Source organism: Streptomyces sp. NPDC047000 (genome assembly GCF_040644295.1).
Taxonomy (GTDB): domain Bacteria; phylum Actinomycetota; class Actinomycetes; order Streptomycetales; family Streptomycetaceae; genus Streptomyces.
The window spans coordinates 162,228-180,027 of record NZ_JBEYWE010000008.1 but is presented as its reverse complement, the minus strand read 5'-3'; the positions used below and the strand labels follow the sequence as shown (position 1 = coordinate 180,027).

Genomic DNA, 17,800 nt, shown 5'->3' with positions numbered 1-17,800 from the left:
TTGGCCGCTGCTGCGCGAACCCGCCTGCCCCTCTCGATGTCAGTGGTGTCCTCTACAGTTCCCGTCACTTGATCAAAGCGGTGCGGGGAGGCACAAATGGGGTGGGTGTCGGCAGGCGACTACGAGGTCGCCCTCGACGACGGCAAGGTGGTGTGCCGCAACAGCGCGGGCAAGCTGCTGAAGACCGTGCCGAAGAAACTCGCCGACGATCCGGCGGTGACGGAGCTGCGCCAGCTCACCCAGTGGCTCGAGCGGCACGCACGGGAGTGCCTGGCCGATGTGGAGCGGTGGATGGTCCGCTCGCTCCCGGTGCCGCTCGCCGTCGTCGCACGGGTGTGGCCCGACCCGGCCTGGCGGTCCGCGCTGCGCGACCTCGTCGTCACCGGGGAGGACGGAGAGGTCGCGGGGTTCCTGCGGGACGCCGACCCCGAACGCGGGCTCGGGGTCGTCGACCTGGACGGGGACACGGTCCGCATCAGCCCCGAGCTGGTACGGCTGCCGCACCCCGTGCTCCTGGACGACCTGGAGGAGCTGCGGGAGTTCGCCGTCGAACTCGGTGTCGAGCAGGCCGCCGGGCAGTTGTTCCGCGAGGTGTGGCACCGCCCCGCGGGCCTGGACACCGCGGCCACCGAGGTGAACGACTACGCGGGCGGGACGTTCAAGCAGTTGCGTTTCCTGCACGGCAGGGCGAGCCAGCTCGGTTACCGGGTGCGCGGCGGACACGCCGTCTGTCCGGTCGTGGAGGACGGCCGCACGGTCGAGGCCCGCGTCTGGGTGGGCGACTACGAGGGCTACGAGGAGACCGAGACCGGCGCACTGATGTGGGCCGACCCCGGGGGCCGGGCGCTGACGCTCGGCCGGATCGGGCCGGTGGCCTGGTCGGAGGGCATGCGCATGGCGGCCGCACTGTACGCCGGGCGTGACATCGAGGACGAGGAGCAGGCGGCATGACCACGTACGACGACACCACGGCCGCGGCCCTGCTCGACGCGGGCGCGGTGCTCCCCCTGGGCTCCACCTCCCGCGAGGACGCGGACACCCTCACCGTCCGCACGTACACGCACCCCGCCCTGGACGGCCGGCGCGTCGTCCGTCTCGTGCCGGGCACGCTCGGCGCGGCCGAGGACCTCGCCCTGGACTTCCTCGGCCTGGCCCGGGAACCGGAGGCGCCCGAGGCCGGCCAGATCCGCCGGGAGACCCTCGGTTTCCCGGCCTGGGCACTGGTCAACGACCCGGCCAACGGCCACCACGCGCTGGCCCTCGTCCAGGACGTCGAACGGCTCGCCCGGCAGGCCTGGTCCCGGCCCGGAACCGCCAAGGACGGCTTCGAGGAACTGGGCGAACGCCTCGGCCGCGCCGTGCCGCACTTCCTGCCCACCTTCTACGAGGAGGCCGCCCGGGTCTTCCTCCAGCAGAAGAACACGGCGTACGCGGCGGCGTTCTTCGGCAAGGCCCGCGAGGCCGAGCGGGTCCATGCCCTCGCCGTGGACGAGGAGCGGCAGCGGGCGGTGTTCCTGGAGTTCGCGTTCGCCGGTGCGCTGACCGTCAAGGCGCTCAAGGAGTATGTGAAGGACCTGTCCCGGCGGCTCGAACCCGCCGCGGCGTGGGCGCAGTTCCGGCAGCTGAGCGTGGAGCGCTGCGCGGCCGGGATGCCGCCGTACGCGTCGCTTCCGCAGGATGCCCGCGCCCTGCTCAAGGCGGCCGGTCTGGACCGGGTGACCGAGGAGTGCGCGCTGCTGGCGGAGCTGATCGCCTCGCCCGCCGTCGTCCGCGCCCCCGTGTCGTTCTGGACGGCCTACCGGCCCGCGCTCGCCGTCCTCGCCGAGCGCGAGCCGGCCGTCCGGGCACGGCTGCTGGAGATCATGCCGAGCGGTCTCGGCCGGGGCCCCGAGCCCGAGGGGTTCTGGCTGGCGCTGCTGGCGGAGACCGGCGCCGACCTGCTGCTGACCGGGCAGGAACGGCCGGCGGGACAGGACGTCGACGCGGCGGACTGGCTGAGCCGCTGGGCCGTGCACCGCAAGTACGGGAGCGGGCTGTCCCAGCGCTCCGAGGCGACACTCGGCCTCGTGGCGCGGATGGCACCGAAGCTGCGGGCGGACGGCCGCCCCGTGGACCTCTTCTCCGGCCGCTGGTACACCGGCGCCGAGCTCGATCTGCTGGACCTGTGCGCCGCCGAGGGCGTCCCGCTCACGATGCCGGAGGGCGGCACCGCGCAACTGCCCCTCGACCGCTGGCTGAACGACACCCGTCCCGGGCGGCGGGACCTGGCGGCCGTGGCCGCCGATCCCCGCCTGCGGCCCCTGCTGCACCGGGCCCTGGACGACCTGGGTCACCGCACGACACCGAAGCTGCTGGCCGACCTGACCGCCCTGCCGGCGCTCCACGACGTCCTGCGGGAGTGGCTGGAGGAGCGGGCCGCGGAGTTCACCCGCTCGGCGGGACTCCCGGGCGCACGGACCGCCCTGTCCAGGATGCGGGTGTTCCGGCCCGTGGCGGCCCGGGTCAACGCCGCGGCGGTGGCCCGGGTCGCCGCCCACGAGATCGCGCCGCTGGCCGGCCGCACGCTGCGCGCGGGCATCGCCGACGAGCTGGGCTGGCCCGCGCTCGACGAGGCGCTGCGGCTGCTCGACACGGAGACCAAGCCGGGCGAGAGGACCTCACTGACCGTCACCGAGGCCTGGCCCGCGCTGATCCTCTCGCGGCGGCACAAGGCGGTCGTGGTCGGCCCGGACGCCGTCCTCCTCGAGCACGACCTGCGCCTGCCCTGCACACCGGGCGACCACAGGCACCCGTACCTCCGCTACGTCGACGGACAGCTGCTGGTGATGTGGCGGGACGGCAACCGGCAGTCCGGCTACTGGTCCGGCCGTCCGGCCCAGGTGTTCACCGTGGGCGGCGAACAGCTGCCGTGGTACGGCGGCGCCGGCATCACCACCCCTTCCGTCCCGCTGCCCGGCGGCGGCCGTGCCACCGGCGGCCGCACCCTGCACGCCGGGGACACGGTCCTGCCGCCCAGCCGCACCGTTCTCGGTGACGGCACCGGGTACTGGCGCCAGGGCAGGCAGGGCCGGCGGCAGGTGTGGCTCGAGTACGACCCGGCCACGGGTACGCACGGGCGTGCCTCCCTGCCGGCGTTCCTGGCGTCCGCCGTCCGCGAGGACGCGACCCTGCTCCAGGACCACTGCGAGGTGCTGCCCCTGCAGCCCGGCCTGGAGAACAGCCCGTTCGGCACCGACGGCGCGGTCCTGGGCCGCTGGGTGCGCCGGGAGGACGGGGAACGCGGCGGGGCGACGGTCTGCGGCACTCCGGACGGCCGCACGGTCACGCTGGCACAGGGCCGGGGGCACGGCCACGACGTCCCGCTCGGGGCGCTGCGGCTGCCCGGGGACGCCGGGCCCGTCGCCGTCCGGACGGGCCGGCAGATCGCGTTGTTCGCCCCCGACGACACCACCGCCGCCGGGGAACTCGGCCGGGTGACACCGGGCGAGGCGGGAGGCGACTTCGCCGCGGGCACCGCGCTCGTGCCGCCGCTCGCGTTCTGGCACGCGCTGCGACCGCGCGACGAAGGGGCGTCGGCCGTGCTGCGCGCGCTGACGGACGAGCAGGTGGCCGAGGTCCTGGCGGCCGTGGCGGCCGCCCTGGCCGAACGGGAGGCGAGGCTCGCCGCGGCCCGTGGCTCCGGTACCGATGGCACAGACCCGGACGAGGACGCGAACGCGGACGCGGACGCGGACGCACAGATCGTCCCGCCCGCGGAGGAGGTCGCACGGCTCGCCGTGGCCCGGGCGATGCCCGACCTCACCGACGAGCGGATCCGCTCCGGAGTCTCTTCCCTCCTGAGGAAGGCGCTGCGTCTCGCGGCCTCGGCCGCCGAGTTCGCGGCGCCGCCCGCCGCGTCCGGCCGGGCGGCAGGGGCGGACCGCCGCCGTACGCACGGCATGTTCGCCGACTACAGCCCCGAGCACGGGGACGACCTGAGCCTGCGGGAGGCCACCACCGGCCTCGCCCCTCACCCGGGCTGGTGGGGCGGCGGGCAGCAGTGGACCGCGCTGCGCCAGATCCGCGCCGTCAACCACGTGCTGTCCGGGCAGCCCGCGGACGGCAGGCCGCTGGCGGCCCGCCTCCGGTCGGCCGCCCTCGGCGACGGCTGGGTCAGTGACGAGTACACCGTCCCCGCCATCGGCATGAGGTGGCCGCCCGCACTCGCCGTGCTGCGGCCGCTGGTCTACCGGGCCGCCGCGCCGGACATCCCGGAGGCCGAACGGGAGACACTGCTCCTGCTGTTCGAGGCGATCGCCGAAGGACCGCTCGCCGCGCCCGGGGGCGGTCTGCGCGAGATCCTGCTGGGCGAGCCGTACAGCAAGCAGGACCGGACCGGTCAGGTGCTGCGCCGGGCCGGGCGCACGGTGATCGTGCTGGGCCGGCAGAGCCGCGCCGCCGCCGAGGACCGCGTCACCTGGTCCGCCCTCGACCACGACCCGTCGGGCGGGTTCGGCGCGATAGCCCACTTCACCCTGGAGTCGGAGATCCGGTACTCGGTCGCGTTCCCCGCGGGCGGGCTCGCCGCGGTCACCCGGCTGCTCCGTGAGAGGGGCGCCGCCCCCTGGCGGCCGGACGCGCCCGCGGCGCTCACCGCCGCGACGGACGGCGGGCTGGGCCCCGCGCAGGCGGCACTGCTGCTCATCGGCCGGCCGCACCAGCCGGGCGCCGCCGAACTCGCCGCGATCGGGCTGAAGCCCCGTGAGCGGGCCCTGGCGGACGGTCTGCTGAACGCGCTCGACCCGCAGGACCGGGCCGCGCTCGTCGGGGCCCTGCTGCCCACCGACCCCGCCGGCCTGTGGACGTCCGGCCCGGACACGGCCGCCGCGGGCCGGGTGTGGGCCGAGCGCCTCGGCTCCCTGGTACGGGTGCCCGAGGACGTGGCCGCCTCGCTCACCGGGGTGTCCGCCGCCTCGGCCGAGGCCGTGCTGAACCCGGCGCGCACCCCGTGGCTGAGCCGGACCACGGTCCAGCGGCCCGACAAGGACGGCGACCTGGTCGCGGAGGACCCCTCCGCCGTGCCCTCCCGGTCCCACCTGACCGACGCCGTCGAGGCACTGGCCGCGCTCGCCTACACGCTGCCCCACGGGCACGCGCTGCGCGCTGCCCTGCCAGCGGGTCTGGAGGCCCTGCGCCGGCGCCTGGCCGACCCGGGACTGCTGCTCGACCTCGACCTCGAATGGTCCGACCGGGGCCGCTCGACGGCCTCCGAGCTGCGCACGGCGTACGGGATGCCCGCCACCGGGGGCGCCGACGCCCAGGGCGGCACACCCGCCGGTCACGCGCTCGTCCTGCGCCACTGGTACGGCGACATGGAGACCGTCCTGCTGCGCCCGGCCGCGCTCACCGGCCCGGACGACGCCGTGTTCGGACTCCTCGAAGGCATCGTGGGCCCCGCGCGGAGCAGCGGTCTGCGGGCGCTGCGGGCGGTTTTCGGCAAGGACCTGGAAGGCGCCCTCGCGGCCCACGCGGCCGACTTCACCGGCCACGCCCAGGACCCGAGCCTGAGCGTGCCCGATCTGGTCACCGAGGTCGCCGCGGCGCACGGCCTGGGCGAGGACGCGGCGGCGCTGTATCTGATGCTGCTCGCGCTGCCCGACCCGACGGACCGCGAGTGCGTCCGGTGGACCGGCTGGAAACCCGCCCGGGCGAAGAGGGCCCGCGCCGAGCTGGCCGCCTCAGGTCTGGTCGTCGAGGCCAGACGGGCGCGCGCCGGGCGGAACCTGTTCCTGCCCTGCGGCTGGCTCGACCTCAAGGCGCCCGCCCTGCCGGTGGAGCTGTGGAAGCGGGAGCTCTACCCGGTCCACGACCGCACCCGCACCGTGCCGCCGCTCCCGGTCACCGACCTGTTCGCCCGCGCCTGGGACCGTGTCCGGTCCGGCGACGCACCCGCCTACGAAGAACTCACCACCGGCACCACCCGGAAGGGCCGCAGCAAGCGATGACCACCACCCTCTCCCCCGCCCCGGCCCGCCAGATCGTCCCGCCCGAGGAGCGGTACGCCACCGAGCTGGCCTTCCTCGCCGCGTACGACGACGGGCCCCGTCCACCCGCCTGGCGGCTCACCCCGCGTGCGGTCGTCACCTTCGTGATGGGCAGCGGCGGCCGGGCGCTGCGGCTTCCCGACGGCCGCGAGGTCCCCGACGGCACACCGCGCCGCCTCACGGTCGAGGGCAAGTTCGTCGGCGACCGGGCGCTGGTCGAGCGGTGTGTCGTCACCCTCGCCGGTGAGCGCGGCCTGCTGCTCGTCGGTGAGCCCGGCACCGCCAAGTCGATGCTCTCCGAGCTGCTGTCCGCCGCGGTGTGCGGCACCAGCGGCCTGGTCGTGCAGGGCACCGCGGGGACCACCGAGGACCAGCTGAAGTACGGCTGGAACTACGCGCTGCTGCTGGCGCAGGGCCCGAGCGGCAAGGCCCTGGTGCCCTCGCCGGTGCTGACCGCCATGCGGTGCGGCGGGATCGCCCGCGTCGAGGAGGTCACCCGCTGCCTGCCGGAGGTGCAGGACTCGCTGGTGTCACTGCTGTCCGAACGGCGCATCGCCGTGCCCGAGCTGTCCGGCACCGACGAGGCCCTCGCACACGCCGCGCCCGGCTTCAACCTCATCGCCACCGCGAACCTGCGCGACAAGGGCGTCTCGGAGATGTCCGCCGCGCTCAAGCGGCGCTTCAACTTCGAGACGGTCGGCCCGATCCCGGACCTGGACGCCGAGACCGCGCTGGTGCGCAGTCAGGCGCGGGCCGCCGTGGAGCGCGCCGGGACGGCCTTCCAGGTCGACGACACCGTTCTCGAGGCCCTGGTCACCGCGTTCCGCGATCTGCGGGAGGGCCGGTCCGCGGAGGGCTGGGAGGTGGAACGGCCGTCCACCGTCATGTCCACCGCGGAGGCCGTCTCCGTCGCGGGCGCGCTGGGCCTGGCCGCGGCGTACTTCCCCGGCGACCGTGACGTCCTCGGTCTGCTCCCCGGCCATCTGCTCGGCGTGGTCCGCAAGGACGACCCGGCGGACGCGGCCCGGCTGCGCGGCTACTGGGACGGTCCGGTGCGGCGCCGCGCCGAGGAGGGCTCCGCCACCTGGCGCACCCTGTGGGACCTGCGCACGGTCCTGGAGGGCTGACGGCCGTGACCACGACCGACGGTGCGGCCGGCCCGGCCGGCCGCACCCCCGCCCCGCCCGCGATCCCGGGCACCCCCGAGGCGGCCGTCGCCGCGCTCACCGATCCGGCGGGGCCGTACCTGATCGGCGTACGGCATCACGCCCCGTCGCTGGCCGCCGCCGTCCCGGCACTGCTGGACGAGGCGAAGCCGGACGTCCTGCTCGTCGAACTCCCCGCCGAGCTCGAGGAGTGGCTGCCGTGGCTGGCCCACGAGGAGACCCGGGCCCCCGTCGCCCTCGCGGCCGCCCCGGCCGACACGGGCGGGGGCACCGGCCCGGCGTTCTATCCGTTCGCCGACTTCTCGCCGGAACTCGCGGCGGTCCGCTGGGCGGCCCGGCACGGCATACCGGTGCTCACCTGCGATCTGCCGCTCGCCGACCGTGCCTGGCACGGGGAGCGGCCGGGGCAGGCGGCGGCTGCGGAAGGCGGCGGCCCCGGGGCCGGGTCCCCGGAGCCGGGCGACAGCGGCCCCGGCCGGCCCCGGCTGGCCGCGGCGCTGCGGGAGCGGGTCAGCGGCCGGACCGGGGACGATCTGTGGGACCGGCTGGTGGAGGCCGCGGCGCCGGGCTCGCCGCCCGGTGCGCTGCGGCGGGCCGCGCTGCTCACCGGGTGGGCGCTGCGGGCGGACGCGGCCGCGTCCGGGGGCGTGCCCGAGCTGGATCTGCGGCGCGAGCGGTGGATGCGGGCCCGGCTGGCCGCCGCCACCGCGAACGGCGAGCGGGCGGCCGTGGTCGTCGGGGCCTTCCACGCCCCGGCGCTGACCGGGGCGTACGACGGCCTCGCGGCACACGGCACGGCGGTGTACGACACGGCGGCACACGGCACGGCGGCGGGGCCCGGATCCGCGCAGGTCCCCGCCGGCCGGGCGGCGTGGACGACGTCGCTGATCCCGTACACCTACGCGCTGCTGGACGAGCGGTCCGGGTACCCGGCCGGTATCCGGGACCCGGAGTGGCAGCACATGGTGCTCGGTGCGGCGGGCGACCCGGCCGCACTCGACGAGGCACTGATCCGGGCCGCCGTGGGGGTGTGCGGGGAACTGCGCGCTCTGGGACATCCGTCGGGACCGGCCGACGCGCGGGAGATCGTCCGGCTCGCCGGAGACCTAGCACGGCTGCGCGGTCTGCCCGCGGCGGGCCGGGGCGAACTGGTCGAGGCGGTGCAGACCGTGCTGGCGCAGGGCGAGCCGTACGGCCGCGGCCGGGCCGTGGCACGGGCGATGCAGCGGGTGCTGGTCGGTACGCGCGCCGGCAGCCCCGCGCCCGGTGCCCCGCGCAGCGGTCTGGCCCCGGCCGTGGAGGCGGAGCTGGCCGAGCTGGGCCTGCCGGGCCCGGACACCGGTGCCTCCGGTACGGCGCGGGAGCTGCGGCTCGACCCGCTGCGCTCCCCCCTCGACCGCCGCCGCGAGCTGCTGCTTCGCCGGCTCACGGTGTGCGGGGTGCCGTACGCGGAGACCAGGCGGGTCACCGGGGCGGGCGGTGCCGAGGCGCTCACCTCGCGCTGGGAGGTGCGCTGGACGCCCGCCACGGCGGCCGTGCTCGCCGCGGCCGGGACGCGCGGGGTCACCCCCGGCCAGGCCGCCGAGGGTGTGCTGCGCGAGCGGTGGCGCACGGAACGGGACGAGGGCGGCCCCACCGCCGGGCAGACCCTCCAGGGCATCGCGCAGGCGGCGCAGTGCGGTCTGCCCGCCCTCACCGACGAGCGGCTGGCGGAGAGCGCCGAGGTGCTGCCCTCCGCGGGCACCCTGCCGGAACTCCTCGCGGGCCTGGCCCTGCTGGACCGGGTACGGGCCGGGCACATCGCGGGTCTCGCCGCCGACGGCAGCCGTACGGCCGGCGCGGCTGCGGTGGCGGAACTGCTCACCTCCGCGGCGGTGCGGCAGGTGGACGGCCTGACGGGTTCGGAGGACCCGGCCGACGCCCACGCCCTGCTCGAACTCGCCCAGCGCGCCGACGTGCTGGGCGGCGTACGGCTCGCCGACGCGCTGGCACGGCTGGCGGCCGGCGGTTCCCCGCTGATGCGCGGCGCCGCCGGAGCCGTCCGGGTGCTGCTGGGTCACGAGGACGCCGGAGCGCTCGGCCGCCGCGCCGCCGCATGGCTCGACCCGGCCACCGGCCCCGAGGCCCGCGGCGCGCTCACCGCCAAGCTCACCGGACTGCTGACCGCCGCGGGCCCGCTGCTGGAAGCGGCGGGCCCCGCGCTGGAACCGCTGCTCGACCGGGTGTCCGAGCTGCCGGACCGGGACTTCCTCGACCGGCTGCCCGCACTGCGCGGCGGCTTCGACACCCTGAGCCCGGCGGCCCGTGACCGGCTGCTCGGCGCCGTCGAGGAACGTCTCGGCACCGGCCGGGTCGGCGACACCGGGGGCTTCGACCCGGCCGCGCTCGCCCGGTGGACCGGCGCGGACCTCGCGGCGCGGAGCGTCCTGGAGACGCTCGGACTGCTGCCTCCGCCGCGGGACCGGGCGGAGGAGGGCGAGGAATCCGCCGGCGACGAAGCGGTCTCGGGGACACCGGCGCACCACGCCTCCGAGGACCGGCTGCTGACGCCCGCCGACCGCTGGCGCCTGGTTCTGGGCCGCCGTGCCAACCGGCTGCCCGCGTCGGCGGCCGCCCTGGCCACCGCGCTGGACGAGCTCTACGGCAGCGGCCGTGGCGAGGGCAGCCGGGGCGACCTGGGCGGGGGCGGAGCGGGACGGGAGGCGCCGTATCCCGGGGTGCGGGAGTGGTCCGAGGAACTGGCCGCCCTGTTCGGACCCGGCGTCCGGGAGGAGGTGCTGGCGGCCGCCGCGGCTTCCGGACGCACCGACGTGCTGGCGGAGCTGGACCCCGGCAGCGTACGGCCCTCCGTGGATCTGCTGCGGACCGTGCTGCGGCACGCGGGCGGGCTGCCGGAGGCCCGGCTGGCCGCGCTGCGTCCGCTGGTCCGCCGCCTGGTCGAGGCGCTCACCCGGCAGCTGGCCACCCGCCTGCGGCCCGCGCTGCACGGCGCGGTGCTGCCCCGTCCCAGCCGCCGTCCGGGCGGTGGCCTCGACCTGCCGCGCACCCTGCGGGCCAATCTGGCCACCGCGCGCCGCGCCGCCGACGGCACGGTGCGGGTGATCCCGGAACGGCCCGTCTTCCGTACCCGCGCCACACGCGCGGCGGAGTGGCGGCTGGTCCTGGTCACCGACGTGTCGGGGTCCATGGAGGCGTCCACGATATGGGCGGCCCTGACGGCGTCGGTGCTGGCCGGCGTGCCGACCCTGTCCACGCACTTCCTGGCCTTCTCCACCGAGGTCATCGACCTCACCGGCCATGTCGGGGATCCGCTGTCGCTGCTGCTGGAGGTCAGGGTGGGCGGCGGCACGCACATCGCGGCGGGCCTGCGGCACGCCCGGGAGCTGGTCACCGTACCGTCGCGGACGCTCGTCGTGGTCGTCAGCGACTTCGAGGAGGGCTACCCGCTCGGCGGGCTGCTCACCGAGGTCCGCGCCCTGGTGGGGGCGGGCTGTCATGTACTGGGCTGCGCGAGCCTCGACGACGCGGGCCGCCCCCGCTACTCGACCGGCGTGGCCGGGCAGCTCGTCGCGGCCGGGATGCCCGTCGCCGCCCTCAGTCCGCTCGAACTCGCCCGCTGGGTAGGGGAGAAGATCGCATGAGCCCGGATCTGCCTCCGGTCGCGCCGTCCGTCACCGCGGCCCTCGTGGCGGCCCTGTCCCCGCGGCTGCGCAAGCGGCTAGACGCCGGTGTGGCCAAACTGGCGGACCGTCCCGCCGTCCGGGACGGCGGGACGGTCCGCATCGCGGTCGACGACACGACCGATCTCGAACTGCACGCGCCCGGCGGCGTGGTGACGAGCGCGGACGCGATCCGCTGCGGCTGTCTGCTGGCGCCCGACTGCCTGCACCGGGCCGCCGCGGCCTCGGCGGCACCGGTCGCGGACGCTCCGGAGGAGACGGACGGCGCCACCGCCGCCCCGGCCCCGGCGTCCGGCGCCTCCGCCCTCGGCCAGGCACCCGGACCTGACCTTCCCGGACCGGACTTTCCCGCACCGGACGTTCCCGGTCCGGACGCCCCCGCAGCGGTCACGGCCGGGGAGCGCGCCGCCGCACAGGCGGTGCACGACGCCACGGCCACCGTGCTGGAGGCGGGTGTCGACGGCGCGGGGGCCGTGCTCCAGGCGGAGCTGCTGCGTGCCGCGCACACCGCGCGCCTCGCGGGACTGCACCGGGCCGCCGCGTCGGCGGTCTCGGTGGTCACCGGTCTGCGCGCCGCCCGCTCCGCGGATCCGGCGTACCGCCTCGACGATCTGGTCGCCGCCGTCGGCGACACCCTGCGCACCGCGCACCGGCTGCCGCACGCCACCGGACGGGAACTGGCCGCCCTGCGCGGCGCGGCCCGCCGCCCGTACACCCCCGACGGCTCGCTGCGCCTGTACGGCCTGTTCTCCGAACCCGTCCTGACGGCCACCGGATACGCGGGGGCCGTCACCTGGACCGCGGACGCCGCAGGCCGTCTCTACACGGTCTCCGACGTCGCCCCGGGAGGTGCGGCCCGGGCCGCCGGCGCGGTGGGGCGCACCGTGCGGATGGGCGACACGGCGCTGACCCACCGTGAGCTGTCCCGGGCGGGGCTGGCCGTGTCCGGCGCCACGGTGTCGCCGTCGGGGCGGCTGGGGGCGGGAGCGGGCGTACGGGCCGTGCGGGCGTCGGGCGCCGCCTGGAGCGCCGAACCGCTGGAGCGGCTGTGGGCGGTGCCGGTCGCCGAGCAGGTGTCCCGTGCCCTCGACGACGAGGGGCACGACCTGCTGTTCCTCGACGTCACCCTCACCGGCACGGTCCGTGAGGCGTCGGGCGACTGTCTGCTCGCGGACTGCGGGGGCGTGCTCCTGCGGCTCGCGGCGGCGCACGACGATCCCGTACTGCCGTTCCGCGACAACCTCCGCCTCCTCGCGGCCGCCCCCGGCGCCCGGTTGCGTGTCGTGGCCCGCCTGACGCGTGCCCCGCTCCCCCGGGCACTGCTTCTGGCCGCCACCCGCCCCGGCGATCCCGGCACACCCGTCGACCTGGGCTTCGACCGGCTGCTGCGCGCCGACCTGCCCGCGCCTGCGGCGTCCCCGGCCGCGCCGACGACCGCGGCGGACGAGGCCCCGCTGCATCTGCTGCGCCGCCGCGTCGGGCAGGCCGTCTCCGGGGGGCGCCGGGTGCTGGCCTTCCCGGACGCCGGTTCTGCCGACGGCGGACGGCTGCGCGCGGCGGGGATGGCCACCGCCGGGGATCTGCTCGACGAGCTCCGGGCCGCCGCCGCGGACCGCTCACGGGACGCCTTCGGACGGCTCCTCCCGGCCGACACCGCCCGGTTCACCCGTGCCTGGCTGGCGTCCGCGTGCTATCTGGCCGAGGCCGAGCGGGCCCTGTGCACGGCGGCGTGGGGCGGCGGTGCCATGCGGGACGTGACGGCTCCCGCCCCGGCCGGAGGGAGGTGAGCACGGGCTCCCGCGCGGACGGTGAAAACGCGTCGACAGCGGACGGTCCGGCCCGGCAGGGTGGCTGCCCATGACGAGCAGCGACCTGTGGGACCGTGCCACCGCCGAGCGTTACGACGCCGAGGAGACCGAGCGGTCCTCGGCCGCCGTGCTCGGGCCGACCCTGGACTTCCTGGCCGGGCTGGCCGGGAGCGGCCGGGCCCTGGAGTTCGCCATCGGCACCGGGCGGGTGGGGGTCCCGCTGCGGGAGCGCGGGGTGCCCGTGGCGGGCATCGAACTGTCCGAGCACATGGCGGCGGTCCTGCGGCGCAAGGCCGGCGAGGAGACGCTCCCGGTGACCATCGGGGACATGGCGACGACCGTCGTCGCGGGTGAGTTCGCCCTGGTCTACGTCGTCTACAACACGATCGCGAACCTGCTCACCCAGGACGAGCAGGTCGAGTGCTTCCGCAACGCCGCGCGTCATCTGGCTCCGGGCGGCAGGTTCGTGGTGGAGCTGCTGGTGCCGCCGCTGCGACTCCTGCCGCCCGGTCAGGTCGCGGTGCCCTTCGACGTCTCGGAGCGGCACCTGGGCTTCGACACCTACGACCTGGTCGAGCAGCGGCTCGTCTCGCACCACTTCACCCGCGACGGTGAGGACGGCCGTTACCGGCGCGGCAGCTCCCGGCAGCGGTACGCGTGGCCCGCCGAGCTCGATCTGATGGCGCGGATCGCGGGCCTCGCGCCGGAGCGGCGCGTCGCGGACTGGGACGGCTCACCGTTCACGGCGGATTCCCCGAAGCACGTCTCGGTGTGGCGCAAGCCGCTGTGAACCCGCCGTGCGGCGCCGGGGCGCGGCACGCGGGGGCTGCTATCCGAGGAACGACAGGCGCACCTGGCGCCGGGGGTTGTCCTTGTTCGTGTCCACCAGGCACACCGACTGCCAGGTGCCCAGCTCCAGCCGTCCGTCCACGACCGGGAGCGTCGCGTGGGGCGGGACGAGGGCCGGCAGGACGTGGTCGCGGCCGTGGCCCGGGCTGCCGTGGCGGTGCTGCCAGCGGTCGTCGGCGGGCAGGAGGGTGTGCAGGGCGGCGAGGAGGTCGTCGTCGCTGCCCGCGCCGGTCTCGATGACCGCGACACCCGCGGTGGCATGCGGGACGAAGACGTTGAGCAGTCCGTCGCGGCCCGCGGCCGTCTCGCGCAGGAACGCCTCGCAGTCGCGGGTGAGGTCGACGACGGCCTCGCGGGAGCCGGAGGAGATGGTCAGGACCCGGGTGGTGAACGCAGCTGGCATGACCTCATCCTCGTCCATCGGCCCGCCCGGTGGCGCGGGAAGATCCTCGCATCCGGCACCGTTGGTTGATACGTGAACGACATGCGTGAGGTCGAGGTGGCCGTCCTCGGGGCCGGGCAGGCCGGTCTGTCCGCGGCCTATCACCTGCGGCGCACCGGCTTCGTGCCGGAGCGCGGCTTCGTGGTGCTGGACCACTCCCCGGGGCCCGGGGGCGCGTGGCAGTTCCGGTGGCCGTCGCTGACGTACGGCAAGGTGCACGGGATGCACTCGCTGCCGGGCATGGAGCTGACCGGCGCCGATCCGGCACGGCCGTCGTCGCAGGTGGTCGCCGGGTACTTCGCCGCCTACGAGCGTGCCTTCGGGCTGCGGGTGCGACGCCCCGTGGACGTCCGCGCCGTCCGGGACGACGCGGACGGACGGCTGCTGGTGGAGACCTCGGCCGGCACCTGGTCGGCACGTGCGGTGATCAACGCGACGGGCACCTGGGACCGGCCGTTCTGGCCGCGCTACCCGGGCCGGGAGACTTTCCGGGGACGTCAGCTGCACACCGCGGGGTACCCGGGGCCGGAGGCCTTCGCCGGGCTGCGGGTGGTCGTGGTGGGCGGGGGCGCCTCGGGGACCCAGCATCTGCTGGAGATCGCCCCGTACGCGGCCGCCACCACCTGGGTCACCCGGCGGCCGCCGGTGTTCCGGGAGGGTCCCTTCGACGAGGGCGCGGGGCGCGCCGCGGTGGCCCTCGTCGAGGACCGGGTGCGGCAGGGGCTGCCGCCCCGGAGCGTGGTGTCCGTGACCGGCCTGCCGCTCAGCGATGCGGTCCGGCAGGGCCTCGCGGACGGGGTGCTGGACCGGCTGCCGGTGTTCGACCGGATCACGCCCACCGGTGTGGAGTGGGACGACGGGCGGCGCGTGGACGCCGATGTCATCCTGTGGGCGACCGGTTTCCGGCCCGCCGTCGGCCATCTCGGGCCGCTGCGGCTGCGCGAGCCGGGCGGCGGTATCCGGGTCGAGGGGACCAGGGCGGTCTCCGACCGGCGGGTCCATCTCGTCGGATACGGTCCTTCGGCCAGCACGGTCGGCGCCAACCGTGCCGGCCGCGCGGCGGTACGGGACATCAGGAAACTGCTGGCCGGGGAGCCCGTCACCGTCTGACGCCCCTCCGGGTCACTTCGCCGCCGAGGGGTTCGCACTCCGCTGTGCCGCGTTGAACTCGGCCACGTTGCGCTGGTGTTCGGCGAAGTCGGCGGTGAAGCGGGTGTCTCCGGGCCTGACCGTGACGAAGTACAGCCAGTCGCCCGGCGGCGGGTTGACCGCCGCGTGCATGGCGTCCTCGCCCGGGTTGCCGATGGGCGTGGGCGGCAGCCCCATGCGCCGGTAGGAGTTGTACGGGCTGTCGAGCCCGGTGTCGCCGACCGTGGTCTTCAGCGTGCTGCGGTTGAGCGCGTAGTTCAGGGTGGAGTCCATCTGGAGCGGCATGCCTCTGGCGAGTCTGTTGAAGACGACCCGGGCCACCTTGCCCATGTCGGCCTTCGTCGCGGCCTCGGCCTGCACGATGCTGGCGACGGTGACGGCCTGGTAGACGTTCATGGCGTTGCGCTGTGCGCCCGCCGCGACCGGGGCACCGTTGAACCTGCGGTTCGCCGTGTCGACCATGACCGACAGCAGTTTCTGCGGAGCCGTCTTCCCGGGATCGGCGGGAAGCGGGTACGTGGCGGGGAAGAGGTAGCCCTCGGGGTTGCCGTCGGCGTCGTCCGGGAGTCTGAGGCCGGCCTTGGCGACCGACTTCTGGGTGCTGCCGGGCGGCAGGGCGAGGGCCTTGTCGACGGCCTGGTAGACGCGGCTCGCGCGCCAGCCCTCCGGGATCACCAGGGCGGTGGGCCGGGTCTCCTCGGCGCCGCCGAGCACCAGCAGCGGCACCGCCACGGCGGTGCCGGCCACTACGGCCCCGGTCGCGACCAGGACGAGACGGCCCCGGCGCGTCAGCCGGATCGTGCTCCGTGGCGGAGTGTTCGTCTGCATGCGGGCACGGTAACCCGCATACCGTCAAAAACCTGGCATATCGTCAGCTCGTCGGCTCCAGTCGGGCGTCCCGGCGCACCAGTGCCGCGTACCGTCCGTCGACACCGAGGAGTTCCTCGTGGGTGCCGCGTTCGGCCGTGTGCCCGGAGTCGAGGACCACGATCTGGTCGGCGCCGCGGACCGTGGACAGCCGGTGCGCGATGGTGAGCGTGGTGCGGTTGGCGGACAGGGCGTCGATGGCCTCCTGCACGGCGTGCTCGGTGCGGGTGTCCAGGGCGCTGGTCGCCTCGTCGAGGATGAGGACCGGCGGGTCGCGCAGGATGGTGCGGGCGATGGCCAGGCGCTGCTTCTCACCTCCCGAGAAGCGGTGCCCGCGCTCACCGACCACGGTGTCGTAGCCGTCGGGCAGCGCGGCTATGTGGTCGTGGATCTGGGCCGCCTCGGCCGCCGCCCGCAGTTCGCCGTCGGTGGCGTCGGGCTTGGCGAAGCGGAGGTTGTCGGCGACGGACGCGTGGAAGAGGTACGTCTCCTGGGAGACGACGCCGACCGCACGGGCGAGGGTGTCGAAGTCGAGGTCGCGCACGTCGACCCCGTCCAGGGTGACGCGTCCGCCGGTCACGTCGTAGAGCCGGGGCACCAGATAGCCCAGGGTCGACTTCCCGGCACCGGTCGGGCCGACGATCGCGAGACTGCCCCCGGCGGGGACGGTGATGTCGACGCCGTCGAGGACGGGACCGCTCCTGCCGTCGTAGCGGAACTCGACGTTCTCGAACCGCACCTCGCCCTTGATCCGGTCGAGGTGGACCGGGTCCTCGCGCTCGGTGATGTCGACCGGCAGGTCGAGGTACTCGAAGATGCGCTGGAACAGGGCGAGCGAGGTCTGTATCTGGACTCCCGTCGCCAGCAGGCTGACCGTGGGCCGGAACAGACCCTGCTGGAGCGAGACGAAGGCGACGATCGTGCCGATGGACGCCTGCGGACCGCCGAACTGGAGGGCCATCCCGGCGGTCCAGTAGATGACGGCGGGCATCGCGGCCATCACGATCGTGATCACGGCCATGCGCCAGCGGCCGGCCATGTTCGACCTCACCTCGAGGTCGACCAGACGCTCGGACTCGTCCGCGAAGGACGCCGTGAGCGACTCGGCACGGCCCATGGTGCGGCCGAGCAGGATGCCGCTGACCGAGAGCGACTCGGTGACGGTGGCGGCCATCGCGGCCATCTGCTTCTGGCGCTGGGTGGTGATCCTCTTGCGCTCGTTGCCCACCCGGCGGCTGATCCACACGAAGACCGGCAGCAGGAGCAGCGAGACCAGGGTCAGCCGCCAGTCGAGGGCGATCATCGCGACGACGGTGGCGACCACGCTGGTGAGGTTGGAGACCAGCGAGGTGGCGGTGGAGGTGACGGTGGCCTGCATGCCGCCGATGTCGTTGGCGATGCGGGACTGGACCTCGCCGGTGCGGGTGCGCGTGAAGAACGCGAGCGACATGCGCTGCAGCCGGCCGTAGACCGCCGTGCGCAGGTCGTGCATGACACGCTGCCCGACGGTCGTGGAGATCAGGGTCTGCAGCACTCCGAAGATGCTCGTCAGCACGGCGCTGAGGATCATGCCGAGGGCGAGCAGGCTCAGCAGACCCGTGCGCCGCTGGGGGATGGCGGTGTCGAGGATGGCCTTGAGCAGGAAGGGCGAGGCGACCGAGACCAGCGAGGCGGCGGCGACGAGGACACCGACGACCGCGAGACGGCCGCGGTAGGGACGGAAGAGCCGGAGGATGCGCCGCACCTGCCGGGGCTGTTCCCCGGCGTCGGCGGGCGGGGTCCAGGAGGGTTGACTGTCGGGATGCATGGGCTCCTA

General features: G+C 75.6%; 10 protein-coding genes. 7 read left to right on the top strand and 3 right to left on the bottom strand.

Annotated features, from left to right (window positions below):
• The first annotated feature begins 96 nt into the window (after positions 1–96).
• From ABZ862_RS15860 to ABZ862_RS15835, 6 genes are all read left to right on the top strand, one after another.
• Complete coding sequence (locus tag ABZ862_RS15860; protein ID WP_360957821.1) at positions 97–951, top strand: DUF4132 domain-containing protein; 855 nt, start codon at positions 97–99, stop codon at positions 949–951.
• Complete coding sequence (locus tag ABZ862_RS15855; protein ID WP_360957818.1) at positions 948–5,984, top strand: hypothetical protein; 5,037 nt, start codon at positions 948–950, stop codon at positions 5,982–5,984. The genes ABZ862_RS15860 and ABZ862_RS15855 overlap by 4 nt, the downstream gene beginning before the upstream one ends.
• Positions 5,981–7,150, top strand: coding sequence for an AAA family ATPase (locus ABZ862_RS15850; protein ID WP_360957815.1), 1,170 nt, complete (start codon positions 5,981–5,983; stop codon positions 7,148–7,150). The genes ABZ862_RS15855 and ABZ862_RS15850 overlap by 4 nt, the downstream gene beginning before the upstream one ends.
• A 62-nt stretch (positions 7,151–7,212) precedes the next feature.
• The gene (locus ABZ862_RS15845; protein ID WP_360958162.1) at positions 7,213–10,830 is read left to right on the top strand and encodes a DUF5682 family protein; all 3,618 of its coding nucleotides are present in this window, start codon (positions 7,213–7,215) and stop codon (positions 10,828–10,830) included.
• On the top strand, positions 10,827–12,656 hold the full coding sequence (locus tag ABZ862_RS15840; protein WP_360957812.1) for a hypothetical protein: 1,830 nt from the start codon (positions 10,827–10,829) through the stop codon (positions 12,654–12,656). Before ABZ862_RS15845 ends, ABZ862_RS15840 begins: the two co-directional genes overlap by 4 nt.
• Positions 12,657–12,726: 70 nt before the next feature.
• Positions 12,727–13,467, top strand: a complete 741-nt coding sequence (locus ABZ862_RS15835) for a class I SAM-dependent methyltransferase (protein ID WP_360957809.1) — start codon at positions 12,727–12,729, stop codon at positions 13,465–13,467.
• A gap of 39 nt (positions 13,468–13,506) precedes the next feature.
• On the opposite strand, the gene ABZ862_RS15830 is transcribed toward ABZ862_RS15835, so the two are convergent.
• Positions 13,507–13,929, bottom strand: a complete 423-nt coding sequence (locus ABZ862_RS15830) for a secondary thiamine-phosphate synthase enzyme YjbQ (RefSeq protein ID WP_360957806.1) — start codon at positions 13,927–13,929, stop codon at positions 13,507–13,509.
• 72 nt (positions 13,930–14,001) lie between these two features.
• Here ABZ862_RS15830 and ABZ862_RS15825 point away from each other — a divergent pair, with 72 nt between their 5' ends.
• On the top strand, positions 14,002–15,078 hold the full coding sequence (locus ABZ862_RS15825; protein WP_360957803.1) for an NAD(P)-binding domain-containing protein: 1,077 nt from the start codon (positions 14,002–14,004) through the stop codon (positions 15,076–15,078).
• A 12-nt stretch (positions 15,079–15,090) separates the two neighbouring features.
• Here ABZ862_RS15825 and mltG read toward each other — a convergent pair whose 3' ends face one another.
• Both mltG and ABZ862_RS15815 read right to left on the bottom strand, forming a co-directional pair.
• Entirely contained in the window at positions 15,091–15,945 is an 855-nt protein-coding gene (gene mltG / locus ABZ862_RS15820) for an endolytic transglycosylase MltG (protein WP_360957800.1), read from the bottom strand.
• 43 nt (positions 15,946–15,988) lie between these two features.
• Positions 15,989–17,791 carry an ABC transporter ATP-binding protein gene (locus ABZ862_RS15815; protein WP_360957797.1) on the bottom strand — a complete coding sequence of 601 codons (1,803 nt, stop codon included), beginning with the start codon at positions 17,789–17,791 and terminating at the stop codon, positions 15,989–15,991.
• Between the last annotated feature and the right edge of the window lie 9 nt (positions 17,792–17,800).